A 23,905-nucleotide genomic window follows, 5' to 3' on the forward strand; every position below is an offset into this window, starting at 1 on the left:
TGATGGCGCGCATGCGCAGCTCGTCGGTCATCATCTTCAGCCGCGTCAGCGAGCGGACGCGCGCAATCAGGACGACGTCGGAGACCGGCTTGGTGAGGAAATCATCGGCGCCGGCTTCGAGGCCGCGAACGCGATCGGACGGGCTGTCGAGTGCGGTGACGATCACGACCGGAATGAAATGGGTGGCCGGGTTGGACTTGAGCCGGCGGCAGACCTCGAAACCGTCCATGTCGGGCATCATGACGTCGAGCAGGATGATGTCGCATTCCGAACGCGAACAGATGTCGAGCGCCTCGGTGCCGTTACAAGCCGTCAGCACGTCGAAATATTCGGCCGACAGCCGGGCTTCCAGCAGCTTGACGTTCGCGGGAACGTCATCGACGACAAGGATACGCGCAGACATTGAAACTCACTCCTACCCGATAAAGCGCCGCACCGTTTCAATGAACTTGCCGACCGAAATCGGCTTGGACAGATAGGCTTCGCAGCCACCCTCGCGGATGCGCTCTTCGTCGCCCTTCATCGCAAAGGCGGTGACGGCGACCACCGGAATGGCGCGCAACTCCGGATCGTCCTTGATCCAGCGCGTCACTTCGAGGCCCGACACCTGCGGAAGCTGAATGTCCATGAGGATCAGGTCGGGGCGCATCTTGCGGACAAGATCGAGCGCCTCGAAACCGTTGCTGGTCCCCGAGGTCTGATAGCCGTGCGCTTCCAACAGATCGCGAAAGAGCTTCATGTTAAGCTCGTTGTCCTCCACGATCAGGACGGTTTTTGCCATCCCGTCCCTCCCCTCTTCTTCAGGAAACAAGTCCGGCTCTTCAGCACGTCGCTACCGCCGCCGCCCCTTGCCGAAAAGTGAATTCAAACTAACGTCAGATTCGCTCGAAAGCCGTTAAACCGATGCACCAACTTTTACGAAGCGGTTTCTGATTGTTGAACAAACTCCGCAGACTCGGGCATGATGGTTCCCAAATTAGAGACCACAAGTTAACGGAAAGGCAAACAAAACTTTTGAAAAAGCCTGTTCACAACCCTCGCGAAGTGGCTGAAATCGTTGCAGTTCAGGCGCTCAGCTTCATCGCCGGCGAGCCCGAGCGGCTGGGCCTTTTCCTGGCCGAAAGCGGCATCGGCCCGGAGACATTGCGGACCGCGGCGGCCGACCCACAATTTTTGGCCTCGGTGCTCGATTTCGTGCTGCGCGACGACGCAACCGTCAAGGCATTTGCGGGCGCCTCGCAACTCCACCCGACCAACATTGCCGCCGCCCGCGAAGTGCTCGGCGACCCGCATTGGGAGCGCGACGTGCCGTGAGCGCCCCGGCGCCACTCCTGGACGGGCCACGCGCCTTCTGCCGGGATTGTCTCGGCGACCTCGACATCAAGGCCAGACGGTGCGGCACATGCGGTTCCCCGCGTCTCGTCCGCCACCACGCCCTTCCCTCGCTGACGCTTGCGCACATCGATTGCGACGCCTTCTACGCCACGGTGGAGAAGCGCGACAACCCTGATATCGCCGACAAGCCTGTCATCATCGGCGGCGGCAAGCGCGGCGTCGTGTCGGCCGCCTGCTACGTTTCGCGCACCTATGGCGTGCGTTCGGCGATGCCGATGTTCAAGGCGCTGGACCTATGCCCCCAGGCGATCGTGATCCCGCCGGACATCGCCAAATATGTCCGCGTCGGCCGCGAGGTACGGCAGGCCATGCAGACGCTGACGCCGCTGGTGGAACCGCTGTCGATCGATGAAGCGTTTCTCGACCTCGCCGGCACCCAGCGCGTCCACGGCATGATCCCCGCCAAAGTGCTGGCGCGCTTCGCCCGCGACGTCGAGCGCGACATCGGCATCACGGTGTCGGTCGGCCTGTCCTGCAACAAGTTCCTGGCCAAGATCGCCTCCGATCTCGACAAACCCCGCGGCTTCGCCACGCTCGACCAGGACGAGGCCAGGGAGATGCTGGCGGACAAGCCGGTCGGCTTCATCTACGGCGTCGGCCCCGCCACCCAGGAAAAGCTGCTGCAGCGGGGGTTTCGCAGCATTGCCGACCTGCAGCGCGCCGACGAGGTCGAATTGATGAAGCAGTTCGGCGGCGAAGGCCGCCGCCTGTGGCGGCTGGCGCGCGGCATCGACGACCGCAGCGTGGTGCCGGACCGCGGCGCCAAGACGATCTCGAGCGAGACCACGTTCGAGACCGACATCCGAGACTTCGCCACGCTGGAACGGCTGTTGTGGCGCCTGTCGGAGAAAGTATCGTCGCGGTTGAAGAACGGCAATCTCGCAGGCTGCACCATCACGCTGAAGCTGAAGACCGCCGACTTCCGCCAGCGCACCCGCTCGCAATCGATCCAGGCGCCGACCCAGCTCGCCGCCAAGATTTTTGCGGTGTCGCGCGAGATGCTGGCCAAGGAGATCGACGGCACGGCGTTTCGCCTGATGGGCACCGGCGTCAGTGCGCTGCGCGAGGACTCGCGCGGCGACGACAGCGACATGCTCGACCGCCGCTCGGCCCACGCCGAGCGCGCGATGGATGATTTGCGGAAGAAGTTCGGCAACGCCGCCGTGATCCGCGGCATCGCGTACAAGGGACCGGCGAAGGAAGACGAGGAGGAAGAGGAGTAAACAGCTCCCTCCCCGCCATTGCGACGTCAATCCACCACCGCCACGGCCTCGATCTCGATCAGCCATTCAGGGGCCGCCAGCGCCGAGACGCCCACGAGCGTGCTCGCCGGCGGTTCAATACCCTCAAAGAAGACCGAGCGCGCCTTGCCGATGGTGGGGCGGAGCTCCGGCTTGTAGCCGACGACGAAGGTGGTGATCTTGACGATATCGGCATAGGTCGCGCCGGCGGATTTCAGCGCCAGGCCGATATTGGTCATCACCTGCGTGGTCTGCGCGCCAATGTCGCCCTCGCCGACCACCCGTCCCTCCTCGTCGGTGGAGACCTGTCCGGAGAGATAGATCGTGCGCGCGCCGGAAGCCGTGACGACATGGGAATAGGCCGGATTGTGGTGCAGTCCGCTTGGCCGAAGCTTCTCGATCTTGCTCATGGTTACGCCTCCCTGATATGCGTGGTTGGCCACAGCGTATCCGGGTCCGGCGCTCTCGGCCAGAGCAGGTCTCGAAGGCCTCGGAGGGCCGCCTCGGCTGGAGGAATGGTCCGGCTGCGCGGCGGCAGTCAGAGCATCTTCTCGACGACCTTGGTCATGTCCGCCGCCGAGAAGGCCCGCAACGACTCGGTGCGAACATTGCCGAGCGCGCCGAGAGTCAAACTTAGCGTCATCGCGGAAGATTCATCCGGCGCATCGAGGATCGTCACAACATCATACCGTCCCTGCGTCCAGAACAGTTCCTTAACAGTGACCCCGAACGTCTCGGCCATCTTCTTGAAAGCCTCTGCCCGCTTCGGTGACTCCTTGGCGTTGCGGATTCCCTGGTCGGTGAAGTTGCCAAGCACGACATAAGTAACCATCGTCGCTCTCCCTGGTTGTCGGTGTCAGCCGGCCGAATTGTCCGGCTGCACCGATAGATCAGCGTTCCCGGCCCATCGGCGGCATTACGCGATCGGCTTGTTGCCGGCAAACAACCACAGTCACGTCGCTTCGCTCCGCCGCCCCGTCAGGTGGCCGAGCAAATCCATCGGCAGCGGAAACACCACGGTCGACGACCGCTCGCCGGCAATGTCGTGCAGTGCCGCAAAATAGCGCAATTGCATCGCCTGCGGTTCCTGCGCCAGCGTTCGTCCGGCCTCGACGAGCTTCTCGGCGGCTTGCTGCTCGCCCATCGCATTGATCACCTTCGCGCGCCGCAACCGCTCCGCCTCGGCCTGCTTGGCAATCGCGCGCACCATGGTTTCGTTGATGTCGATATCCTTGATCTCGACGGTGGTGACCTTGATGCCCCAGATGTCGGTCTGCTGGTCGAGAATCTCCTGGACATCGGCATTGAGCCGGTCCCGTTCGGCCAGCATCTCGTCCAGTTCGTGCTTGCCGAGCACCGAGCGCAGCGTGGTCTGCGCCAATTGGCTGGTCGCAGCCATGTAATCGCTGACCTTGATGATCGCACGTTCGGGATCGATGATGCGGAAGTAGAGAACGGCATTGACCTTGACCGAAACGTTGTCGCGCGAAATCACGTCCTGCGGCGGCACGACCTGTACCATCACCCGGAGATCGACCTTCACCATCTGCTGCACGACCGGAATCAGGATAATCAATCCCGGGCCTTTCACACCGGTGAAGCGGCCGAGCGTGAACACGACGCCTCGCTCGTATTCCCGCAGGATGCGAATGGCCGAGGACAGAAACAGGACAACGAGCACCGCGAGCGCCGCATAAGTCAAATAATCAAGCATCATCACGTACCTCCTTCGCGAGCGGTCAGCACCGGCAGGCGCCGTACCACCAGCGTCAAATCCACGATGTTGGCGATCTCGACCACCTCTCCGGGCCTGAAGTCTTCAGTGCCGCGCGCCTGCCAGCGCTCTCCATGGGCGAAGACATGACCTTCGCTCTCGGACCAGTCGAGGATTTCGGCGGGCAGGCCGCGCATGGCTTGCGCGCCGAGCCGCACAGGACCTTTGCGGGCCCGTCGAAGCAAGTTGAGGATAACCAGAAGCAGGCTTACGAAGATCGCTGTCGCGATGCCGATCACCGGCCAGGACAGCCGGAATCCGGGCGCTTCGATCTCGAACAGCATCGCCGCTCCGAGCACGAATGCGATGATCCCGCCGAGACCGAGAACCACGGTCGGGTTGTAGACTTCGATCACAAGGAGCGTGATCCCCAGCAGGATCAGGCCGAGACCCGCATAGTTGACCGGCAGCATATTGAGCGCATAGAGGCCCAGCAGCAGACAGATCGTGCCGATCACCCCGGGCGCGACTGTTCCGGGCGAGGAAAATTCGAAAATCAGCCCGTAAATGCCGACCAGCATGAGAATGAAGGCAATGTTGGGATCGGTGATGACCCTCAGAAATTGCGAGATCCATCCGGGATCGATCGCTTCACGCGCGGCATCCTTGGTCGCCAGATGCCGTATGTCGCCACCTGCCATCTCGACCGCGCGACCATCGATTTGTCTGAGCAGTTCGGCCTGGTCGCGTGCGATGAGGTCGATGACGTTCTCCTGCAATGCGGCTTTGGCGGAAAGACTGGCGGCCTCCCGCACCGCCTTCTCCGCCCAATCCGCATTGCGGCCGCGCATCTCGGCAAGACTGCGGATCAAGGCAACGGCGTCGTTGGTCGCCTTCGCCGCCATGGCATCCTTCGTCCCCGGCTTCTGGTCGCCGCCGTCCTTCTTGCTCTTGTCGGGGGTGGCTTCAGGCAGCCCCGGCAGCGGGCCGCCAATCTGCACCGGCGTCGCGGCGCCGAGATTGGTGCCCGGCGCCATGGCCGCGATATGCGTGGCGTAGAGGATGTAGGTTCCGGCGCTGGCCGCATGGGCTCCGGAGGGCGCAACATAGCCGACGACGGGAACGCGCGACGCCAGCACGTCTGCGATAATCTCGCGCATGCTGGTTGAGAGACCGCCTGGCGTATTCATGCGCAGAACGACCACCTCGGCATGTCGTTCGCTTGCCTTGGTCAGCGCATCCTTCACGTAACGGGCCGTTGCCGGGCCGATCGCTCCGTCTACCGAAATGGTCAGCGCAAGCTTGCTGTTGTTCTCGCCCGCCGAGACGGCAAGGGGAGAGACAAAAAGAGCTGCGACCGCAGCGGCCGCAACGACAAGAGCCGCCTGTACGCTCCGCACAGCAAAGACTCCCTTATCGCAATGATATGGGGTCTTCTCGTCGGATCTCAATATCCCCGGGATTGGCGGTCGGCGGCGCTTCCCGGTGAAGCGGGCCCGCGGGCGTTCGAACTGAAGTCCGCGGACTTCACTTACACGGCTTGGAATCCCTGACGTCGAAGCGGCCCATCGCGCCTGCGATCACGAAATCGTTGTAGTCGAGCATCAGCGCGCGGGAGACGCCGTTCTCGAACAGCTCGAACGACATCGCGTAAACCGGCGTCTGCTCGCCTTCCTTCGTCTTGGCGTCGCGGTCGTAATAGCTCACGGTCACCGGCCAGCGGGTAAGCGTCTTCATCTGGTCGTTGTCGGTCGACGGGTCGGGGGACGCGATGCTGCGACTGCCAGGGATAGGCTGCCCGATCACCGCCAGCGTGTTGTAGACCCTCTCGCCATTGTCGGAGCCGTCATAGACCATCAGCTCCAGCACCGACTTGCCCTCGCGGGCGGCGGCGATGATGTGCTGGATCTGCTCGGTCGGAAACACGGTCTTGCCGTCGAGTTCGAACGTCTTGGCCACCGGCTGCTTCAGCTTGACCTTGATATGGTCGCCGACCCGCTCTGCCATGCCGTCGACCGGCGTGGAGGCGCTGTCGTTCATCCGCGAGTCGATCTTGAAGCGGTAGCTCTTGCCGTCGGCGTCCTCCCAGGAATGCGAGCGCAGGTCGCTCAGCGTCAGCTTGCCCTCGCCGCTGTCGAGCTCCGATACCTGGCGGAATTCGGACGTGTAGCCCTCGCAGGCACTGCCGGAGAAATTGTAGAGGATGCGTCCCCGCGCCCCACTGATCGCGTTGGTCCCGCGCGACTTGACCAGCTTCAATTCATAGAGCGCCTGGTGGGCGAGAAACGGCCCGCCGGCACCGGCCACCGCCGGTTCGTTTGCGAAATTTGAGAGCAAAACGGCCGCAGCCGAGAACACCAAAGCACGAACCGGAACCGGAAACGAGCGAGCCATGTCCTGTCTTTTCCTCGATGGAGATTCGTTACATTAGTGATGGCCCCATTGCGTCGCAACTAGGGCACCGCTCCGGAACCGCGGGAATTTGACGGCGGGAACGTTGTTTTTCGGCATTTCTACGGGGGACGAACGCCAACGGCTTCGCGACGCGCCGTCAAATGCTACCTCGCTTGCAACATGCGGCGCGATGCGCGAAACAGTGCCGCCCGATCGCGGGTCAGAACAGTCACATCTCGAGTGGGGGCAACACATGGCGGGTACGGTCGAACAGAAGCTGGCGGAAAAAGGCATCGTGCTGAACGAGCCGCGTACCCCGATGGCGAACTATGTCGGCTTTGTCCGCAGCGGCAATCTGCTGTTCGTCTCCGGCCAGGTCTGTGCCAATGCCGAGGGCAAGCTGATCGCCAAGGGCAAGCTCGGGGCCGGCGTCACCATCGAACAGGGCTATGCCGCCGCCGAAGGCTGTGGCGTCAACCTGCTGGCCCAGGTCAAGGCCGCGCTCGGCGACCTCGACAAGGTCGTGCGCGTGGTCCGGCTCGGCGGCTTCATCAATTCCGCGCCCGATTTCCTCGACGGACCCAAGGTGCTCAATGGCGCCTCCGACCTGATGGTCGCAGCCTTCGGCGACAAGGGCCGGCACGCCCGCACCACCGTCGGCGTCGCCTCGCTGCCCTCGGATGCCGCAGTCGAGGTGGACGCCATCTTCGAAGTGGCCTGAGCGGGACACCTCTGATGCGCGCGCCGGACTGGCTGACGGCTCGGCCGGTCGCTCACCGCGGCCTGCACGACATTTCGCGCGGGATCGTCGAGAACATGCCGGCCGCCGCGCAAGCCGCCATCGGCGGCAATTTCGCCATCGAATGCGACATCCAGCTCTCGTCCGACGGCGAGGCGATGGTGCATCATGACAATGCGCTGGGCCGCCTCACCGACGGCGCCGGCGCGCTGCTCGGCAAGACCGCGGCCGAACTGAAAGCGGTCACGTTCAAAAATACGCCGGAGCGGATGATGACGCTCGGCGATCTCTGCGCCCTCGTCGCCAGCCGCGTCCCGCTGGTGATCGAGGTCAAGAGCCATTTCGACGGCGACCGCCGGCTGGTGAAGCGGATGGCGGAGGTGCTGGCTTCCTATGATGGGCCTGCAGTCGGCATGTCCTTCGATCCGGATCAGGTGGTGGCATTGCGCGAACTGATCCCCACCCGCGCGCGCGGCATCGTGGCCGAGCGCGAATATACCGCCGAGGAATGGCCGGAAGCCTCACCGGAGCAGCGCCACGGCATGACGCATCTGCGCCACGCGTTCCGCAGCCGGCCGCACTTCGTGGCCTATTGGGTGAACGAATTGCCCGCCGCCGCCCCCTGGATCGCCCGCAACATCTTCGGCCTGCCGCTGCTCGCCTGGACCGTGCGTACGCCGGAGCAGCGCGCGCGGGCTGCGCGCCATGCCGACCAGATGATCTTCGAGGGGTTCCTGCCGGGAACCTGATACGCGCCCGCCCACCTTGAACTCGCGCCCGCGATGCACGATCTTTGCAAGGGCGTTGGTCACCTCGGGCGATGGCTGATCGCAGATGGGACCGGTTTGAATTTCTAGATGGCGTCATCCGAAATCACCCTCGAAGCCGTTCCCGCCGCCGCCGACATCGAGGCCGCGGATTGGGATGCCTGCGCCAATCCGGCCGGCGATCCGAACAGCCTCGAAAATCTCGACACGCTGGCCTCATCCGAGGGTTCCTGCGCGGTTTCAAAACCAGCCTATAACCCCTTCGTTTCGCACGCGTTTTTTGCCGCCGCCGAAGCCTCCGGCTCGGCCAGCCCGCGCACCGGCTGGGCTGCGCGGCACCTTCTGGCGCGGCTTGGCGACGACATTGTCGGGATCGTGCCCTGCTATCTGAAATCGCATTCGCAGGGCGAATATGTCTTCGACCGCGGCTGGGCCGATGCCTATGAGCGCGCGGGCGGACGCTATTATCCGAAGCTGCAGGCCTCGGTCCCCTTCACGCCCGCGACGGGGCCACGGCTGTTGATCCGCGACGGCGTCGATCGCGACCGCATCGGCTCGGCGCTCGCGAGCGGGATGATGGCGCTGTGCAACGCGACCGGCGCCTCCTCCGCGCATGTGACGTTTGCCCGCGAGGGCGAAGCGAAGTTTTTGGGGCAACACGGCTTCCTGCTGCGGAACGACCAGCAGTTTCACTGGCACAATGAAGGCTACGGGACGTTTGAGGATTTCCTGACCTCGCTGAACTCGCGCCATCGCAAGGCGATCAGGCGCGAACGGCGCGAGGCCGTCGCCGCCGGGATCACGATCCATCACCTGACCGGAGCTGATATCACCGAGGAGGCCTGGGACGCATTCTTCGCCTTCTACATGGAGACGGGTTCGCGCAAATGGGGCCGGCCTTATCTCACCCGCAAATTCTTCTCGCTGATCGGCGAGAGCATGAGCCGCGATGTGCTGCTGGTGATGGCCAAGCGCAACGGCCGCTGGATCGCCGGCGCCATCAATTTCATCGGCTCGGATACGCTGTTCGGCCGCAACTGGGGCGCGATCGAGCATCATCCCTTCCTGCATTTCGAGGTCTGCTATTATCAGGCGATCGATTTCGCGATCCAGCGCGGCCTCAAGGTCGTCGAGGCCGGCGCGCAGGGCGAGCACAAGCTGGCGCGCGGCTACCTGCCGCAAACCACCTATTCCGCGCACTTCGTCGCCGATCCCGATCTGCGCCGCGCGATTGCGGATTACCTGAAGCGCGAGCGCGCCTATGTCGCGGAAGTCGGACGCGAGTTGACCGACGCCGGCCCGTTCCGCAAGGCCGCCGACGAAGCTTGACCGCGCCTGCGGCCGAGACGAGATTGCACCAAACTTCGAGGGAACAAGCCATGCCCGCCTACGACAGCAACAACCCCTTCGCAAAAATCCTGCGCGGCGAGTTTCCCTGCCACAAGGTCTACGAGGACGACCACGTGCTGGCGTTCCTCGACATCATGCCGCGCTCGCCGGGCCACACGCTTGTCATCCCGAAGGCCCCCGCCCGCAACATCCTCGACATCACGCCTGACGATTACGCCCACGTCGCCCGCGCCGCCCACAAGATCGCCGCCGCGGCGATGAAGGCGTTCAAGGCCGATGGCATCACCGTGCAGCAGTTCAACGAACCCGCCGGTGGCCAGGTCGTGTTTCACCTGCATATGCATGTGATGCCGCGTCACGACGGCGTAGCGCTATTGCCACCCGCGAGCCGGAAGGAAGATGTCAAGGTGTTGGAAGACAATGCGACCAGGCTGGCCGCGGCGCTGGGGTAGACGGGCCGCCTACTCCGTCTGGAAATCGCCGGGCTGCGGCGGCGCCAGCGGGGTGAACTCGCAGCGGTCGGGCTTGATGTCCAGGAGCGGCGTCTCGTCGAGGCAGTCGAGGCCGCGCACGAAAATGACGTTGCCCTCGATCTTCACGAACTTCACGATCGAGGTTCCGATCGGGTTGGGCCGCACCGGCGAGCGCAGCGAGAACGTGCCGCGGGTCTTCTGGTTGTTCTTCGGGCTTTGCAGCACGAGGTCGCGGCGCGACTGGTGCAGCCAGTAGATCACTTCGAGATTTTCGTAGAAGTCGACGCCCTTGATCGCGGGCACCCACGGCTCGAAAATCTCGAGCCGGCAGACCGGGCCGTCGAGACGGCCCTGCCGCGGCGTCTCCAGCCGCGACTTCCAGGGCGTGCGGATGCGGCCGACGAAGACCAGCCCGGCGTCGCGGGCCGGCGGCATGTCGACGGTGATTTCGCCCTCGCGTACTTCGCTTTCTCGAACCATTCTCTTAGTCCAGTGAAATGTTGAGCGCTTTTATCACGCCCGCCCAGCGCGCGCGATCGGTTGCGACGAATTTGTCGATCTCGGCCTGGCTCTGCGGCCGCAGCGGCGGGAAGCCGACCTTGTCGAGCGAGGCACGGAAGGCATCGTCGTTGAGCGCCTTGTCGAGACTGGCTACGAGCTTCTGCGCGACATCGTCAGGCAGCTTGGCCGGCGCCGACACGCCGTACCAGACGCTGACGCCATAATCGGGATAACCGGCTTCGGCCATGGTCGGCACATCAGGCAGGTCGGGAATGCGTTTCGCCGAAGAGACCGCCAGCGGCCGCAGCAACCCGCCCTTGATCGGCGGCAGCGCGGTGCCGAGCGTATCGAACATCAGATGGATGTTGCCCGACAAGAGGTCAGTCAGCGCCGGACCCGCGCCCTTGTAGGCGACGTGGACCATGTCGACGCCGGCCATCTGCTTGAACATCTCCCCGGCCAGATGAATGGTGCCGCCGGTGCCGGCCGATCCGAAATTGAGTTTTCCGGAATTCTGTTTGGCGTAGGCGACGAACTCGGCGACCGTCTTGGCCGGCACGGAGGGATGCACCTCCATCACGACAGGCAGGTCGGTGACGACAGTCAGCAGGCGAAGGTCCTTCTGCGGGTCATAAGGCAGCTTCTTGTAGAGCAGCGGGTTGAGCACGAAGATCGACGCCGCCGTGAAGAACAGCGTGTAGCCGTCGGGCTCGGATCGCGCCGCGGCTTCCGCGCCGATCGCGCCCTGGGCGCCGGCCTTGTTCTCGACCACCACCGCCTGCTTCAGGTCGCGGGCCAGATAATCGCCGACCATGCGTCCCAGCACATCGGTCGGGCCGCCGGCGGCATAGGGCACGATCAGCTTGATCGGACGCGCCGGATATTCCGCTGCATGGGCTTGCGGCATCGCGCAGATCAGCGCACAGGCCAGCGCCGGCAGTTTGAGCCAGTTCATTTGCGTTTCCCCGGACGTTTCTTGTGCGTCCGACAGTAGCCGATTATCGGCTGCCTGCAATCAACCGAGCCACCATTTCCCGGCCACGAGCATCACCTCGCCGGCGACCACGCCGGCGAAGATCGAGCGCCGCGCCAGCATGAATACGGCAAAGCCGGCGGCGACTGCGCCGTAGCGCAGCCAGTCCGGCACGCCTGCCAGCGCGCCCGGCGGCTGCACGAGAATTTGCGCGATGACGCCGGCGAGGATCGCGGTCGCGACCGCCCTCACCCAGATCAGAAGCTCGGAGCCCTCATCGACGCCGGCGCCGAACCAGAGCCCGGCCATGCGCCAGATCTCGTTGGGCAGGAAGCCCGCGAGAACCAGGACCAGCAGAGCATTCGGGCTGCCGAAGAACTCGCTCATGCCGCCTCCCTCTCCCGCCACCAATGCACGCCATAGGCGATGGTGCCGGCGGTCATGCCGCTGATCAGGATGTCGACGCCGGTGTGCAGCATCGAGATCAACGGAAACAGCGCAAGCCCCAGCACCAGCGCCAGCACGTCCGAGAGTTGCTTGCAGTTGCGCGCGGTCGACAGCAGGAACGCCAGCGGCGTCAGCAGGAGGATAGCGGCCGCAAACAGCGGCGGCAGGTTGGCGGCCAGCCCATAGCCGAGCGTGGTCGCGACCATGCAGACGATGAGGAGGCCGCAGCCGAGCCCATGCGTGAACGCGATGCGCCGCTCGCGCGGCACTTTCGGCAGCAGCCGGTAGCACTCGACCCACAGCGTGACCGCGATGAAATGCGTCACCAGCACGAGATGGCGGCGCCTTGTGCCGGGCGTCTTCAGCAGAGGCAGCACCGACACCACCATCGGAAACAGCCTGATGGCGCTCACCGTCACCGCGATCGCCGCCTGCACCGCGGTTGCGCCTGAGCCGAGCGTCGAGATCAGGATGATCTGCGCCGGCCCCGCCCAGACCAGGACCGTGGAGCCGAGCACCCAGCCCAGGCTGAAATGGCTGTCATGGGCCAGCGCGCCGATACCGAGATAGGTCGCGAACAGCACCAGCGCCAGCACGGTCGACGCAACCGAGCTCACCCCCCACGCGAAAGCGCGAATGGGGCTTTTCCATTGGGGGGAGTCGAGCGGAGGCAGCGCCAAGGGTGACCGAGATCGTATTGAGGCTCAGGCGGATAAGGCTAACGAAAGCGAGCTGCGTCAAGCAACACGGGATTCAGAGCAGTTATGCAGGGCTGCTTCCGAATCCCTCAACCCGGCACGCCCCTGTTCCTCAACACAAAGCACGCCCCGCCTGCCTTGCGGATGCTGTTGCAGAGGCCGTCGGCCTCGTCGCGGGTGTCGGCGCCGAAGCGCACCTGGTAGAACGTCGCCGCGCCGCGGCTGCGCAGGCGCGAGACGAGGATCGAGGGGTCGCGGTTGCCGATCACGCTGGAAAGGCGCGAGACCGCGCGGCCGTACATCGCCAGCGCCTTGTCGCGGGAAAAGCCGGCGGCGAGCTGCACGCCCCATTGCCTGGCGGCGGCGAGCGTCACGCGCTGCTCGAGCCCGGCGACGAAAGGATTGGGCGCCTGTTTGAGGAGCACCATCAGTTCGCGGCAGCTCGCTGTCCGGCGAGGTTCGGGCGCCTTGCCGCCCTTCCCCGCCTTCGCCCAATCCTCCACCGTCGATCCGGTAATGGCCGCGACATAGTTGCGCGTCTCCTGCGGCATCGGCCCGGTGCCGGCCAGCCATTCCTGCACCCGGCGCGGGCCGGCGTTATAGGCGGCGGCCGCCAGCCCGAGATTGCCGAACTGAGCGCGCAGCTCGGCCAAAAACTCCGCCGACTTCGGCAGCGCCTGCACGGGATTGAAGGGATCGAGCAGCCCGCGCTCGTTCGCCGTTCCGGGCATGAACTGCGCGATGCCCTGCGCCCGCGCGCCGCTGCGCGTCACCGGCCCCACCGCACCGGGCTGAAAGCGGCTCTCCTGCCAGATCACGCGCGCGAAGAATTCCAGCGGCAGGCTCGATTCCCGCGCCGCCGATTCGATCATCAGGCACATCGCCTCACGCGCCTCGCTCTCGCGCGCGGACGGGTCCGCTTTCCGGATCCCCGCAGCGCTCGACCGCGTCGCCTCGCCCGCATCCTCGGCGAAGGCGTTCGTCAAGGCGGACGAGAGCCAGACCGTGCAGCACAGGGCGCGAAGAAGCCGACCTCTTTGCATGGCAATTTGCAATCCGGGAGCGCGTGACGGTCAAAACGTCGGTCAACGATTAACGCTTGCGGCTGGATCCACCTTTTTCCGCGACACACTGCCATTTTTGCGCTGCAATTGCTCCAAAATCGGCGTGAGCCGGGCCGCCGTTAGTTTACGTTAATGCCGCATTTTGCGCTGGCCGGATTTTTGCGGCCGACAAAGCGCGGTACAAGTTCCCCGATTTGTTGGGAGACTTCCAATGCAGGACCGGCGTGAGAGCGTGCGCGACAAGGTGATGTATGGCGGCGTCGCCGAGATCGGCGAACGCGGCACGACGCGCGAATGCATCGTCCGCAATATTTCCGATCGTGGCGCCAGCATCGAGTTCAGCAACGATTTCCAGTTGCCGAGGGAGCAGCTATCGCTGCGCGTCGCGCGCAAGGGCCGCTCGTTCCTCGCCAAGGTGGTCTGGTGGCGCGACAATTTCGTCGGCGTCGCGTTCCGGGGCGAAAGCCCGGCCGAGCCGGTCTCCGATCTGGCGGAGCGGCTGCGCAAGAGCGAGATCAAGAAGCGGCAGCTGCAGCGCAAGATCGACGACCTGCTCAACGAGCGCTGAAGCCAGCTACGCACCACAGAAAAAGGCCGGCTGTCGAGCCGGCCTTTTTGCATTCTTGCCTGATCTTGCGCGAAGCCGATCAGACCTTGACCAGCGGGCCCTTCGAGACCGGGCCCTTGGAGCCGCCACCGCCGCCGCCATTGTTCGGACCACCCGATTTCGGCTTGCGCTTGCGCGCCACCGGCAGCTTCTCGGGCTTCGGCGTGACCGGGCCCTCGACGAACTCGAAGCCGATCTTGTCCTTGTCCTCGGCGTCCTTGACCAGCACGACGCGGACATGGCCGCCACCCTTGAGCTGACCGAACAGCACTTCGTCGGCCAGCGGCTTCTTGATGTGCTCCTGGATCACGCGGGCCATCGGCCGCGCACCCATCTGCTCGTCATAGCCATGCTCGATCAGCCAGGCCTTGGCGGGCTCCGACAGCTCGATGGTGACGTCGCGGTCGGCGAGCTGCGCCTCGAGCTGCAGCACGAACTTCTCCACCACCATGCCGATGACGTCGGCATTGAGATGGGCGAAGGAGACGATCGCATCCAGCCGGTTGCGGAATTCCGGCGCGAACTGGCGGTTGATCGCCTCGTGGTCGTCGCCTTCCCGCTTGTTGCGCGTGAAGCCGAAGGCCTGGCGCGCGAGGTCGGCGGCGCCCGCATTCGTGGTCATGATCAGGATCACGTTGCGGAAGTTGACCTGCTTGCCGTTGTGGTCGGTCAGCCGGCCATGATCCATGATCTGCAGCAGCACGTTGTAGAGATCCGGATGCGCCTTCTCGATTTCGTCGAGCAGCACCACGCAATGCGGATGCTGGTCGACGCCGTCGGTCAGCAGGCCGCCCTGGTCGAAGCCGACATAGCCGGGAGGCGCGCCGATCAGGCGCGACACCGTGTGCCGCTCCATATATTCGGACATGTCGAAGCGCAGCAGCTCGACGCCAAGCGAGGCCGCAAGCTGCTTTGCCACTTCGGTCTTGCCGACGCCGGTCGGCCCGGAGAACAGGTAGGAACCGATCGGCTTCTCCGGCTCGCGCAGGCCGGCTCGCGCCAGCTTGATCGACGCCGACAGCGACTCGATCGCCTTGTCCTGACCGAACACCACCCGCTTCAAGGTCTGCTCGAGATGCTTCAGCACCTCGGCGTCATCCTTCGACACGCTCTTGGGCGGAATCCGCGCCATGGTCGCGATCGTGGTCTCGATTTCCTTGATGCCGATGGTCTTCTTGCGCTTGTTCTCGGCGACCAGCATCTGCGCCGCACCCGACTCGTCGATCACGTCGATCGCCTTGTCCGGCAGCTTGCGGTCATGGATGTAGCGCGAGGACAATTGCACCGCCGCCTCGATCGCCTCGTTGGTGTACTTCAGGCGATGATAGTCCTCGAAGTAGGGCTTCAGTCCCTTGAGGATCGCGATCGCGTCTTCCACCGTCGGCTCGTTGACGTCGATCTTCTGGAAGCGCCGCACCAGCGCGCGGTCCTTCTCGAAGTGCTGACGATATTCCTTGTAGGTCGTCGAGCCCATGCAGCGGATCGTGCCGGACGCCAGCGCCGGCTTGAGCAGGTTGGAGGCGTCCATCGCGCCGCCCGAGGTGGCGCCCGCCCCGATCACGGTATGGATTTCGTCGATGAACAGGATAGCGTTCGGATGCGCCTCCAGCTCCTTCAGGACCTGCTTCAGACGCTCTTCGAAATCGCCGCGGTAACGGGTGCCGGCAAGCAGCGTGCCCATGTCGAGCGAGAACACGGTGGCGGCCGCCAGCACTTCCGGCACTTCGGAATCGACGATGCGCTTGGCAAGGCCTTCGGCGATCGCGGTCTTGCCGACGCCGGCCTCGCCCACGAACAGCGGATTGTTCTTCTGCCGGCGGCACAGCACCTGGATCGCGCGGTTGATCTCGGAATTGCGTCCGATCACCGGATCGATCTTGCCGTCGCGCGCCTTCTTGTTGAGGTTGACGCAATAGGTCTCGAGCGCCTCGCCCTTCTTCTTGGCGTCCTCGTTGCCCTTGGTCTCGGTCTCCTCGTCGACGCCGCGCACCGGACGCGCTTCGGAGACGCCCGGCCGCTTGGCAATGCCGTGGCTGATGTAATTGACTGCGTCGTAGCGCGTCATGTCCTGCTCCTGCAGGAAGTACGCGGCATGACTCTCGCGCTCCGCGAAGATCGCGATCAGCACGTTGGCGCCGGTCACTTCTTCGCGGCCGGAGGACTGGACGTGAATCACCGCGCGCTGGATCACGCGCTGGAAGCCGGCCGTCGGCTTGGCGTCGTCGGCGCCGTCAGTTACCAGATTTTCGAATTCGGTCTCGAGATAGTTGACGAGGCTCGTGCGCAGCTTGTCGAGATCGACGCTGCAGGCTCGCATCACCGCCGCCGCATCCGAGTCATCGATCAGCGACAGCAGAAGGTGTTCGAGCGTCGCGTATTGATGATGACGCTCGTTTGCAATCGCCAGTGCACGATGCAGGGATTGTTCAAGGCTTTGGGAAAAAGTTGGCATTCGCGTCCTCTATGGCCCCCGATCATCATGATCGCCATTACCCGGTCAGGCAACAACAACCTTCATCGTCCCCTGTCACATAGTGTCATATAGTTACATACGATCGTGGCGAAAGGCCGGTTCCGCAAGCATGGTTTTCCTCTAAATTCGCCGGCCGCATCGGGCCGCACGCGCGCCCTCCCCCGAAAAACTACTGGGAATAGGATCGGCTTCCGCCATCGCCAATCAATGCAAGACCCGTTCCTTTTCCATAGGCCGGGTCGCGCGCCGCGCGCCGCTATTTCTTTTCCATCACGCATTGCAGCGGGTGTTGGTGCTTGCGCGCGAAATCCATCACCTGCGTCACCTTGGTCTCGGCGATCTCGTAGGTGAACACGCCGCACTCGCCGATCCCGTGGTGATGGACGTGGAGCATGATCTTGGTGGCCGCCTCCACGTCCTTCTGGAAAAACTTCTCCAGCACGTGAACGACAAACTCCATCGGCGTGTAGTCATCGTTCAGGATGAGGACACGATAGAGGTTGGGCCGCTTGGTCTTCGGCTTGACCTTGGTGATGACCGACGTCGACGGCCCGTTGGTTCCGGTGTTGCGGTTCTCGTCATTGCCCATTCGGGGCGCAAAAGCCGATGACGATGCGGGCACGGACGAACAAGCTTTGAAGGTTGACTGCAACATGGCTCAGGCGTTCGAGAATCCAAAGGAGTGACCGGAGGCGCATTGTGGCCAACCCGCGATCGGCTCAGGCGTGAGCAACCGCCGAGTTTCCAGCAACGCCATTTCCAGATCGCCGCTCCCCGGTCCGACCCGTGGCCGGATCGGCACCTGGAATATGGGTCTGCCTCCTGATCGCCGCAAGCGCCCGATATCGCCCCTGCGCATCCCTCGGCCGGCCCGATTCCCGGCTCGGCTATCCAGCTCAAGGTTAATCGTTTCTGCCGGATTTGACAAAGGACCGTATCCGCCCGGTAAGCCGCCGTTGAGGATAGCAGCCGCTTTTCGCCGGGCTGCCGGCGATGCAGCGGGTTTGACCCGTAATTAGCGGAACCGGTTTACCGCCTGTTTAGCCGTCCAAGCCGAAATGCCCGTAGAAATCATTTCTGCGGTGAGAACCATGCTCGATACAGTCGTTTTCCGTCGCATTTGGGCGGCCGCCCGCCGGTTCGGTGGCGCCAATGAGGGCAATATCGCGATCCTGTTTGGAATCGCTGTGATCCCGATCATCAGCTTCGTCGGCGCAGCGGTCGACTATACCCGCGCCAACAACGCCCGCTCCGCGATGCAGTCCGCGCTCGACTCGACGGCCCTGATGCTGGCCAAGGACCTGACCGAGGGCACCATCGACACCTCGCAGATCGCCGTCAAGGCGGACGCCTATTTCAAGGCGCTCTTCGCCAATAACGAAACCAAGGGTATCGCGATCACCGCGACCTATACCCAGAACTCCGGCAATGGCTCGACCATCCTGGTCAACGGCTCGGGCAACATCGAGACCGGTTTCATGCGGGTCGTCGGCTTTCCGACCATGGACTTCAAGAGCAGCTCCACCTCGGCCTGGGGCAACGTACGCATGCGCGTCGCGATGGTGCTCGACGTGACGGGATCGATGGCCCAGAGCGGCAAAATGCCGGCGATGCAAACGGCCGCCAAATCACTGGTCGACCAGTTGAGCGCGCTGCAGAAGAATCCCGGAGACATCTACATCTCGCTGGTCCCGTTCGCCAAGGACGTCAACATCGGCCGCGCCTTCTACAATTCAAGCTGGATCGACTGGTCGATCTGGGACACTCAGTCCGCCACCAACAGCTGGGGCACCTGCAGCAACTCGTCCTATACCACCAGATCGAGTTGCAAGAACGCCAACAAGACCTGGACGCCGGACCGCTCCAAATGGAACGGTTGCGTCACCGACCGCGCCCAGAACGAAGACACCAAGAACACGGTGCCGAGCTCGAGCAATGCGCCGACCATGGTTCCGGCCGAAGAGTATACCTCCGGGTCCACGAACTACTGCAAGGTCGGCAGTTCCTCCTACGTGCAGCCCGTCGTGCCGCTCAGCTCCGACTGGGCCGGGCTCAAGACGGCGATCGGCAACCTCGATTCGACCGGCAATACCAACCAGGGCATCGGACTCGCCTGGGGCTGGATGACGCTCGGCCTCGGCGAGCCCTTCAGCGCCCCCACCAAGGACACGGCAAACTATACCTACAAGGAAGCCATCGTTCTGCTGTCCGACGGTCTGAATACGCAGAATCGTTGGTACTCCAGCGCCTCGTCGATCGATGCTCGCCAGCAGATCCTGTGCTCAAACGCCAAGGCGGCCAACCTCGTCATATATACCGTCCAGGTCGATACCGGCGGGGATGGCGAGTCGGCCGTGCTGAAGGGATGCGCCAGCGGTACCGACAAGTACTTCCACATCACCGACCCGAACCAGACCCTGTCGGTGTTCAATTCGATCGGCCAGTCGCTCGCCAAGCTGCGCGTCTACAGGTAAGCGCCTGCGCGAAGGCATCAAAGAAAAAGCCCGGCCGCAACGGCCGGGCTTTTTAGTTGGCGAATATGAAATCGCGAATGCTTAGTGCGAAGCCGGGTTGAACTTCGCCACCAGGCCCTCATAGGGCTTGAAGGTCTGCTTGGCGAGATCGGTGTAGAGGCCGGCGATCTTCTGCGATTCCGCGACGAAGGTCTCGTAGGAAGAGCGCGCGAATTCGGTCTGAGCCTCGAGCGCCTTGTCCAGCGACTTCACGCCGGAGAGCTTCTCAACGAACGACTTGGTGTCTTCGAACGACTTCTTGGCGTAGTCGCCATAGGCGGTGGCGATCGCCTGAACGCCGCTCTGCAGGTTGCCCGCGGAGGCGGCAACCGTATCGAGATGCTCTTTGCCGTAGTTCTGAATGTCTTCAACCTTGACCATCAATGGAGTCCTTTCCCAGACTTGCAGGTGCAATGATTGCCGGGAGGTCCCGGCTCCCTGACACGCCATATATATGTGCAGTGCACAACGTAGTCAAGAAATATTGTGCGACGCACAAATATGGCTACTTAGCGGAGTAGTCGGGCTGTTGCGCAACGCTTAATTAATCTTTTAGAAACCCGCTCCGCCTAACCTGATTCCTGGACCTGCTCGCCATCCGACAGGCAGCCGAAAAGCTGTTTGGGAGCAGGAACTTAGCTAGAACAGCGACCTGAACGGCCTGCCGGGCCGCGCAAAGTGGCCGGATCGACGTTCCGAGCAGCGAAACATCAGCGGCTGGTGGGCACAATTTCGCCTCACGAGCCGGTGATCAAGACAGAAATTGGGACGGGGAAGTAAATGCTTCGTACAACCTTGGCTTCCTCGCGCGCGTTGCGAGTGTGCGCCCTCGGACTCCTGACCTTCACCACGACGATCGTGATCTCGAGCGAGAGCGCCGAAGCGCGCCGCTACAAGCATCGCCGTCACCACCACGTCGTGCGCGAGAGCTATAGCCCGCAATTCTCCTCGATCATGGTCGACGCCAACACCGGCGCGGTGCTGTCTTCCAACAATCCCGACGGTATCCGGCGCCCGGCGTCGCTGACCAAGATCATGACGCTCTATCTGCTGTTCGAGCGCCTCGACTCCGGCAAGATGAAGATCGATACCGAGATGGATGTCTCGGAGCACGCTTCCGAACAGGCGCCCACCAAGCTCGGCCTGCGCCCCGGTCAGACGCTGAAGGTCGAAGACGCCATCAAGGGTCTGGTGACGCGTTCCGCCAACGACGCCGCCGTCGTGATCGCCGAAGCCATCGCCGGCGATGAAACCGAATTCGCCAGGCTGATGACGCGCAAGGCGCGCGCGCTCGGCATGAGCAAGACCACCTATCGCAACGCCTCCGGCCTGCCCAACGACGAACAACTGACCACGGCGCGCGATCAGGCCACCCTCGGCCGCGCCATCCAGGATCGCTTCCCGCGCTACTACCGTTACTTCGCCACCTCGGTGTTCAACTATCGGGGACAGTCGATCCGCAACCACAATCGCCTGCTCGGCAATGTCGAAGGCGTCGACGGCATCAAGACCGGCTACACCCGCGCCTCCGGCTTCAACCTCGTGAGTTCGATGCGCCGTGGCAACCGCCACCTCGTCGGCGTTGTGCTGGGCGGCCGCAGCGGCGGCTCCCGCGACTCCATCATGCGGAACCTGCTTGCCGAGAACCTGGACAAGGCTTCGAACAAGCGTACCGCCGCCGCGATCACCGAACGCAATCCATCCGACGGCGCCGTCGAGATGGCTGAAGCCGAGGCGCCCCAGTCTGGCGTCGTCGCTGCCGAGCCGGGGCTCGCCGCGATGCCCGCAACCCGCTCGATCGCACCGCCAAAGCCGTCGCTGATGGCGGCCGCTGCCGCGGCCCTGCCCGCACCGCCCGCCAAGGTCGAGGCGCAAGCCAAGCCTGAGCCGGCACCGCTGACCAGCGGCGTCATCCAGGCCCAGGCGATCCTGGCGATCCCGGGTTCGGCCGAGCCGATGAAGCCGGTCAAGGTCAAGACCGTTCAGGTCAAGGCCGGACCGATGAAACTGGCAGCCGCAGGCGCGTCGCAGCCGGTCGCTCCGCCGGTCACCAACGCGATCCCTGCGCGTCCCGAAGTGGCTGAAACCTCCAGCGCCATCGTCGCCAAGGCCGCAGAGCCCGAGGCTGCCAGGCTTGCCATGCCGCCGCAACCGGCCAACCACGGCACCGGAAACGGCGTGCTCGGCGTGTTGCCGGCTTCCAGCCTGGCCCAGGCCGCTACGCACTCCCAGCACACGCAGGCGCTCGCCTTTGCCGATCCGTCGCCGCGTGCGCAGGCGCAAGCCGTGCTGCAGCCGAATGCCGCCGCCAAGCCGGCCACGCCGGTCGTCCGCACCGGCTGGATCATCCAGGTCGGCGCGCTCGAAAGCGAAAGCGAAGCCAGGCAGCGGATCGATCTTTGCCGCAACAAGGCCAGTGCCGCGCTCAACAAGGCCGATCCGTTCACCGAGCCGGTCGTCTCCAAGGATCGCACGCTCTACCGCGCCCGCTTCGCGGGCCTCGAGCGCGATCAGGCCGAGGCGGTGTGCCGTACGCTGAAGCGCGCCGACATCTCCTGCATCACCATCAAGAACTGATCCTGACGTTCAGTTGAACTTCGCAAGGCCGGCGCCCCAAGCGCCGGCTTTGTTGTTTTCCGGGCACAGTCGCCGCGCCTCTCGCATGATCGCGTCGAAGGCGGTGCGCGCAAACTTATCGTCAAGAATTTGCGGCTAGTTTCCTTGCCATGAAGGATCGACCACGCCGGCCAACGGCGGGCGATGCGGGGCGTCAATCGGAGAACGGCAGGCAGGCAACTCGCGCTTTGTGGCGTCAGTGGCGTGAGCCGGAGTTTGCTAGAGATGCGTGCGAAGAAGGGTATCCTTGGCCTCGTTTACGCGGGCAGCGAGGTACGTCGAGCCCCCCTGGTCGGGATGCAGTTTCTTCATCAGGGCGCGGTGCGCCCGGGTGATGTCGTCGCGCCCCGCGCCCGGCTGCAGGCCAAGGATCTGATAGGCCTCCTCGTCCGTCATTTTTCCGCTCGCCGCCGTGCGGCGCTGCCCCCCTGCCGTGTCGCCCTGCGCGTTCTGACGCCAAGCGGGAAACCGGCGGTCAAGATAGCTTTCAAGTAAGGCAACGCTCTCGGCATCGAACGCCGTCGCCATCGCGATCAGTTGCGGCAGATCGAATTCGTCGAGCGAGCGGCCGGCGTTCGGCCCATCGACGATCCGTCCGGACATTGCTCCGCTATCGTGATCCAGCGTCATCTCGATGAACTGCGAGCGGACGCGCGAGGCCTGTCCCGCGGAGCGCTGCGCGCTGCCACCGAACATCCCGCCGATACTGCTGAAACCGCCCGGCCCGAACGGCGACCAGCCGAGCAGGCCTGCGCCGAAAATGCCGAGCGGGATCGCGACCGCGAGTTCGCCGCGCAAACCGGTGAAGGCCGCAACCGCCAGCGCCACCACGCCGCCCACGATCTTGATCACGCGCGCGAGCACGACCGGGTTGGCCGCACGAAACATCTGCAGCAGCAGGTACAGGACGACAACGGCGACGACGCCGGCGATCAGGGTTGGCATGGCTCCAGTATAGCGGCACCGGCGCTGAAAAGCATGGTGTCCGGCGCTGCGGCAACCAAAGTCGTAATCACTTCATCTGGCCGATCAGCGCGGCCGCACCAGCAGTGGTTTTCGCCAGCCGCAGCAGCGCTTCACGCCCGCCGGCGACATAGGCTGCGGCGGCGCGCAGGAGTTCGCGCAACTGCGCCGCGGCGCCGGGGTCGAACCTGCACCATGCGCCGCCCGTGAGCCGCGCAATCTCGCGGAAGGTCCGTTCGGCGAGCGGATCGTGGCCTTCCTGAAACATGAAGACGGGGACCTTGAGCAGGCCGAGTTCACCGGCCTTGGCGCAGAGATCATCGACCGACTCTTCCATGGCGTCACCGACGAACACCACCGCGCGCACGCCCGATGCCACCGCTTCGCGGCGCGACTCCGACAGCACCTTGCCGATCTGGGTGTTGCCGCCCTGACAGTCGATCTTGCCCATCAGTTTCGCCAGATGCGAGGAATCGGAGATCCAGCCGGTGGCGCGGCATTCATTGAAGCCGCGATAATAGACCAGCCTGATATCGAGACTGCCGATCGAGGCGGCCTCGCGAAACATGTCGGCCTGCAGCGCGCAGGCCATGTCCCAGGTCGGCTGCCGGCTCATGGTGGCGTCGAGCGCGAACACCAGCCGTCCCCGCGCGCCCGTTGCGTGCGGCGACATCGCGCGCGCCCTGGCCACGAAGGCGGCGATGTCGTCCGACGTCGACGACCTGGCGTCGGGCAGCAAGCCATCTCCGCGCGCCTCGGCCTTCGCCGAAGCAACGTCGCCTGCCGATTTCGGTTTGGTTGGTTCGCCGGCCATCATCGCTCGCAAGTAGCAGCAAGCTCTATGTGGGACGGCGCATCGCGCAGGTCAATGCGGCTGGCCCGTGGCGCGGGCGGATGACTTGCGTCTGACCTGCGGCGGCGCCTAGTACCCGGAATCATAGCTGAGTGATACGTCGACTTTTGAAGGGACGCTGGCG

At 64.1% G+C, this 23,905-nt stretch carries 26 protein-coding genes; 9 read left to right on the plus strand and 17 right to left on the minus strand.

Translation table 11 applies throughout. From position 1 onward, the window contains the following. Together V7E26_RS19885 and V7E26_RS19890 are read right to left on the minus strand one after the other, a co-directional pair. Positions 1-403 (minus strand): response regulator (locus V7E26_RS19885; RefSeq protein WP_324419331.1); only part of this gene is annotated, 403 nt, incomplete at its 3' end. Positions 404-415: 12 nt separating this feature from the next. Beyond that, complete coding sequence (locus tag V7E26_RS19890; RefSeq protein ID WP_324419333.1) at positions 416-781, minus strand: response regulator; 366 nt, start codon at positions 779-781, stop codon at positions 416-418. A 233-nt stretch (positions 782-1,014) separates the two neighbouring features. On the opposite strand from V7E26_RS19890, the gene V7E26_RS19895 reads away from it, so the two are divergent. Together V7E26_RS19895 and V7E26_RS19900 are read left to right on the plus strand one after the other, a co-directional pair. Next, a complete protein-coding gene (locus V7E26_RS19895) occupies positions 1,015-1,314 on the plus strand; it encodes a DUF3572 domain-containing protein (protein WP_324419378.1) in 300 nt (99 codons plus the stop codon). Continuing rightward, positions 1,311-2,618 (plus strand): DNA polymerase IV, encoded by a 1,308-nt coding sequence (locus tag V7E26_RS19900; protein WP_324419335.1) that lies wholly within the window; start codon positions 1,311-1,313, stop codon positions 2,616-2,618. Before V7E26_RS19895 ends, V7E26_RS19900 begins: the two co-directional genes overlap by 4 nt. A gap of 26 nt (positions 2,619-2,644) precedes the next feature. Here V7E26_RS19900 and V7E26_RS19905 read toward each other — a convergent pair whose 3' ends face one another. From V7E26_RS19905 to V7E26_RS19925, 5 genes are all read right to left on the minus strand, one after another. Then, positions 2,645-3,046 (minus strand): RidA family protein, encoded by a 402-nt coding sequence (locus V7E26_RS19905; RefSeq protein WP_324419337.1) that lies wholly within the window; start codon positions 3,044-3,046, stop codon positions 2,645-2,647. A 128-nt stretch (positions 3,047-3,174) separates the two neighbouring features. Continuing rightward, positions 3,175-3,468, minus strand: a complete 294-nt coding sequence (locus V7E26_RS19910) for a GYD domain-containing protein (protein ID WP_324419339.1) — start codon at positions 3,466-3,468, stop codon at positions 3,175-3,177. 120 nt (positions 3,469-3,588) lie between these two features. Next, complete coding sequence (locus V7E26_RS19915; RefSeq protein ID WP_324419341.1) at positions 3,589-4,353, minus strand: slipin family protein; 765 nt, start codon at positions 4,351-4,353, stop codon at positions 3,589-3,591. Further along, positions 4,353-5,750, minus strand: coding sequence for an NfeD family protein (locus tag V7E26_RS19920; protein WP_324419343.1), 1,398 nt, complete (start codon positions 5,748-5,750; stop codon positions 4,353-4,355). Before V7E26_RS19920 ends, V7E26_RS19915 begins: the two co-directional genes overlap by 1 nt. Positions 5,751-5,877: 127 nt before the next feature. Next, the gene (locus V7E26_RS19925; RefSeq protein ID WP_324419345.1) at positions 5,878-6,744 is read right to left on the minus strand and encodes a cell envelope integrity EipB family protein; all 867 of its coding nucleotides are present in this window, start codon (positions 6,742-6,744) and stop codon (positions 5,878-5,880) included. Between the two features lie 253 nt (positions 6,745-6,997). Here V7E26_RS19925 and V7E26_RS19930 point away from each other — a divergent pair, with 253 nt between their 5' ends. From V7E26_RS19930 to V7E26_RS19945, 4 genes are all read left to right on the plus strand, one after another. Then, positions 6,998-7,465, plus strand: coding sequence for a RidA family protein (locus V7E26_RS19930; protein ID WP_324419347.1), 468 nt, complete (start codon positions 6,998-7,000; stop codon positions 7,463-7,465). Positions 7,466-7,479: 14 nt separating this feature from the next. After that, a complete protein-coding gene (locus V7E26_RS19935) occupies positions 7,480-8,232 on the plus strand; it encodes a glycerophosphodiester phosphodiesterase family protein (protein ID WP_324419349.1) in 753 nt (250 codons plus the stop codon). 108 nt (positions 8,233-8,340) lie between these two features. Next, a complete protein-coding gene (locus V7E26_RS19940) occupies positions 8,341-9,579 on the plus strand; it encodes a GNAT family N-acetyltransferase (RefSeq protein ID WP_324419351.1) in 1,239 nt (412 codons plus the stop codon). 50 nt (positions 9,580-9,629) lie between these two features. Beyond that, the gene (locus V7E26_RS19945) at positions 9,630-10,052 is read left to right on the plus strand and encodes an HIT domain-containing protein (protein ID WP_324419353.1); all 423 of its coding nucleotides are present in this window, start codon (positions 9,630-9,632) and stop codon (positions 10,050-10,052) included. Positions 10,053-10,061: 9 nt separating this feature from the next. Here the strand turns inward: V7E26_RS19945 and tsaA are convergent, their stop codons facing one another. The 5 genes from tsaA to V7E26_RS19970 all read right to left on the minus strand — a co-directional run bounded on the left by tsaA (position 10,062) and on the right by V7E26_RS19970 (position 13,573). Continuing rightward, positions 10,062-10,553, minus strand: coding sequence for a tRNA (N6-threonylcarbamoyladenosine(37)-N6)-methyltransferase TrmO (gene tsaA / locus V7E26_RS19950; RefSeq protein ID WP_324419355.1), 492 nt, complete (start codon positions 10,551-10,553; stop codon positions 10,062-10,064). Positions 10,554-10,557: 4 nt separating this feature from the next. Then, complete coding sequence (locus V7E26_RS19955; protein WP_324419357.1) at positions 10,558-11,529, minus strand: Bug family tripartite tricarboxylate transporter substrate binding protein; 972 nt, start codon at positions 11,527-11,529, stop codon at positions 10,558-10,560. A 60-nt stretch (positions 11,530-11,589) separates the two neighbouring features. After that, the gene (locus tag V7E26_RS19960) at positions 11,590-11,934 is read right to left on the minus strand and encodes an AzlD domain-containing protein (RefSeq protein ID WP_324419359.1); all 345 of its coding nucleotides are present in this window, start codon (positions 11,932-11,934) and stop codon (positions 11,590-11,592) included. Beyond that, positions 11,931-12,674 (minus strand): AzlC family ABC transporter permease, encoded by a 744-nt coding sequence (locus V7E26_RS19965; RefSeq protein WP_324419361.1) that lies wholly within the window; start codon positions 12,672-12,674, stop codon positions 11,931-11,933. The genes V7E26_RS19960 and V7E26_RS19965 overlap by 4 nt, the downstream gene beginning before the upstream one ends. A gap of 107 nt (positions 12,675-12,781) precedes the next feature. Continuing rightward, on the minus strand, positions 12,782-13,573 hold the full coding sequence (locus V7E26_RS19970; RefSeq protein ID WP_324419381.1) for a lytic transglycosylase domain-containing protein: 792 nt from the start codon (positions 13,571-13,573) through the stop codon (positions 12,782-12,784). Between the two features lie 394 nt (positions 13,574-13,967). Between V7E26_RS19970 and V7E26_RS19975 the strand changes: the two genes are divergently transcribed. Continuing rightward, positions 13,968-14,324 (plus strand): PilZ domain-containing protein, encoded by a 357-nt coding sequence (locus tag V7E26_RS19975; RefSeq protein WP_324419363.1) that lies wholly within the window; start codon positions 13,968-13,970, stop codon positions 14,322-14,324. 79 nt (positions 14,325-14,403) lie between these two features. Here the strand turns inward: V7E26_RS19975 and clpA are convergent, their stop codons facing one another. Together clpA and clpS are read right to left on the minus strand one after the other, a co-directional pair. Then, the gene (gene clpA / locus V7E26_RS19980; RefSeq protein ID WP_324419365.1) at positions 14,404-16,815 is read right to left on the minus strand and encodes an ATP-dependent Clp protease ATP-binding subunit ClpA; all 2,412 of its coding nucleotides are present in this window, start codon (positions 16,813-16,815) and stop codon (positions 14,404-14,406) included. 277 nt (positions 16,816-17,092) lie between these two features. Beyond that, positions 17,093-17,425 carry an ATP-dependent Clp protease adapter ClpS gene (gene clpS / locus V7E26_RS19985; RefSeq protein ID WP_324419367.1) on the minus strand — a complete coding sequence of 111 codons (333 nt, stop codon included), beginning with the start codon at positions 17,423-17,425 and terminating at the stop codon, positions 17,093-17,095. Between the two features lie 502 nt (positions 17,426-17,927). On the opposite strand from clpS, the gene V7E26_RS19990 reads away from it, so the two are divergent. Continuing rightward, positions 17,928-19,310 (plus strand): vWA domain-containing protein, encoded by a 1,383-nt coding sequence (locus V7E26_RS19990; RefSeq protein ID WP_324419369.1) that lies wholly within the window; start codon positions 17,928-17,930, stop codon positions 19,308-19,310. Positions 19,311-19,391: 81 nt separating this feature from the next. Here the strand turns inward: V7E26_RS19990 and V7E26_RS19995 are convergent, their stop codons facing one another. Beyond that, positions 19,392-19,730, minus strand: coding sequence for a phasin family protein (locus V7E26_RS19995; RefSeq protein WP_324419370.1), 339 nt, complete (start codon positions 19,728-19,730; stop codon positions 19,392-19,394). Between the two features lie 399 nt (positions 19,731-20,129). Between V7E26_RS19995 and V7E26_RS20000 the strand changes: the two genes are divergently transcribed. After that, on the plus strand, positions 20,130-21,926 hold the full coding sequence (locus tag V7E26_RS20000) for a serine hydrolase (RefSeq protein WP_324419372.1): 1,797 nt from the start codon (positions 20,130-20,132) through the stop codon (positions 21,924-21,926). 258 nt (positions 21,927-22,184) lie between these two features. Here the strand turns inward: V7E26_RS20000 and V7E26_RS20005 are convergent, their stop codons facing one another. Both V7E26_RS20005 and V7E26_RS20010 read right to left on the minus strand, forming a co-directional pair. Next, positions 22,185-22,910, minus strand: a complete 726-nt coding sequence (locus tag V7E26_RS20005; protein ID WP_324419374.1) for a DnaJ domain-containing protein — start codon at positions 22,908-22,910, stop codon at positions 22,185-22,187. 67 nt (positions 22,911-22,977) lie between these two features. Continuing rightward, on the minus strand, positions 22,978-23,742 hold the full coding sequence (locus V7E26_RS20010; RefSeq protein WP_324419376.1) for a VWA domain-containing protein: 765 nt from the start codon (positions 23,740-23,742) through the stop codon (positions 22,978-22,980). Positions 23,743-23,905 lie beyond the last annotated feature (163 nt).

Source organism: Bradyrhizobium sp. (assembly GCF_036735945.1).
Taxonomy (GTDB): Bacteria; Pseudomonadota; Alphaproteobacteria; order Rhizobiales; family Xanthobacteraceae; genus Bradyrhizobium.

Bases quoted from the DNA above. Each gene is read 5' to 3' on its own strand.
- V7E26_RS19890 (WP_324419333.1), bottom strand. From the start codon at position 781: ATGGCAAAAACCGTCCTGATCGTGGAGGACAACGAGCTTAACATGAAG.
- V7E26_RS19905 (WP_324419337.1), bottom strand. From the start codon at position 3,046: ATGAGCAAGATCGAGAAGCTTCGGCCAAGCGGACTGCACCACAATCCG.
- V7E26_RS19910 (WP_324419339.1), bottom strand. From the start codon at position 3,468: ATGGTTACTTATGTCGTGCTTGGCAACTTCACCGACCAGGGAATCCGC.
- V7E26_RS19915 (WP_324419341.1), bottom strand. From the start codon at position 4,353: ATGATGCTTGATTATTTGACTTATGCGGCGCTCGCGGTGCTCGTTGTC.
- V7E26_RS19925 (WP_324419345.1), bottom strand. From the start codon at position 6,744: ATGGCTCGCTCGTTTCCGGTTCCGGTTCGTGCTTTGGTGTTCTCGGCT.
- V7E26_RS19930 (WP_324419347.1), top strand. From the start codon at position 6,998: ATGGCGGGTACGGTCGAACAGAAGCTGGCGGAAAAAGGCATCGTGCTG.
- V7E26_RS19935 (WP_324419349.1), top strand. From the start codon at position 7,480: ATGCGCGCGCCGGACTGGCTGACGGCTCGGCCGGTCGCTCACCGCGGC.
- V7E26_RS19940 (WP_324419351.1), top strand. From the start codon at position 8,341: ATGGCGTCATCCGAAATCACCCTCGAAGCCGTTCCCGCCGCCGCCGAC.
- V7E26_RS19945 (WP_324419353.1), top strand. From the start codon at position 9,630: ATGCCCGCCTACGACAGCAACAACCCCTTCGCAAAAATCCTGCGCGGC.
- tsaA (WP_324419355.1), bottom strand. From the start codon at position 10,553: ATGGTTCGAGAAAGCGAAGTACGCGAGGGCGAAATCACCGTCGACATG.
- V7E26_RS19955 (WP_324419357.1), bottom strand. From the start codon at position 11,529: ATGAACTGGCTCAAACTGCCGGCGCTGGCCTGTGCGCTGATCTGCGCG.
- V7E26_RS19960 (WP_324419359.1), bottom strand. From the start codon at position 11,934: ATGAGCGAGTTCTTCGGCAGCCCGAATGCTCTGCTGGTCCTGGTTCTC.
- V7E26_RS19970 (WP_324419381.1), bottom strand. From the start codon at position 13,573: ATGTGCCTGATGATCGAATCGGCGGCGCGGGAATCGAGCCTGCCGCTG.
- V7E26_RS19975 (WP_324419363.1), top strand. From the start codon at position 13,968: ATGCAGGACCGGCGTGAGAGCGTGCGCGACAAGGTGATGTATGGCGGC.
- clpA (WP_324419365.1), bottom strand. From the start codon at position 16,815: ATGCCAACTTTTTCCCAAAGCCTTGAACAATCCCTGCATCGTGCACTG.
- clpS (WP_324419367.1), bottom strand. From the start codon at position 17,425: ATGGGCAATGACGAGAACCGCAACACCGGAACCAACGGGCCGTCGACG.
- V7E26_RS19990 (WP_324419369.1), top strand. From the start codon at position 17,928: ATGCTCGATACAGTCGTTTTCCGTCGCATTTGGGCGGCCGCCCGCCGG.
- V7E26_RS19995 (WP_324419370.1), bottom strand. From the start codon at position 19,730: ATGGTCAAGGTTGAAGACATTCAGAACTACGGCAAAGAGCATCTCGAT.
- V7E26_RS20000 (WP_324419372.1), top strand. From the start codon at position 20,130: ATGCTTCGTACAACCTTGGCTTCCTCGCGCGCGTTGCGAGTGTGCGCC.
- V7E26_RS20005 (WP_324419374.1), bottom strand. From the start codon at position 22,910: ATGCCAACCCTGATCGCCGGCGTCGTCGCCGTTGTCGTCCTGTACCTG.
- V7E26_RS20010 (WP_324419376.1), bottom strand. From the start codon at position 23,742: ATGGCCGGCGAACCAACCAAACCGAAATCGGCAGGCGACGTTGCTTCG.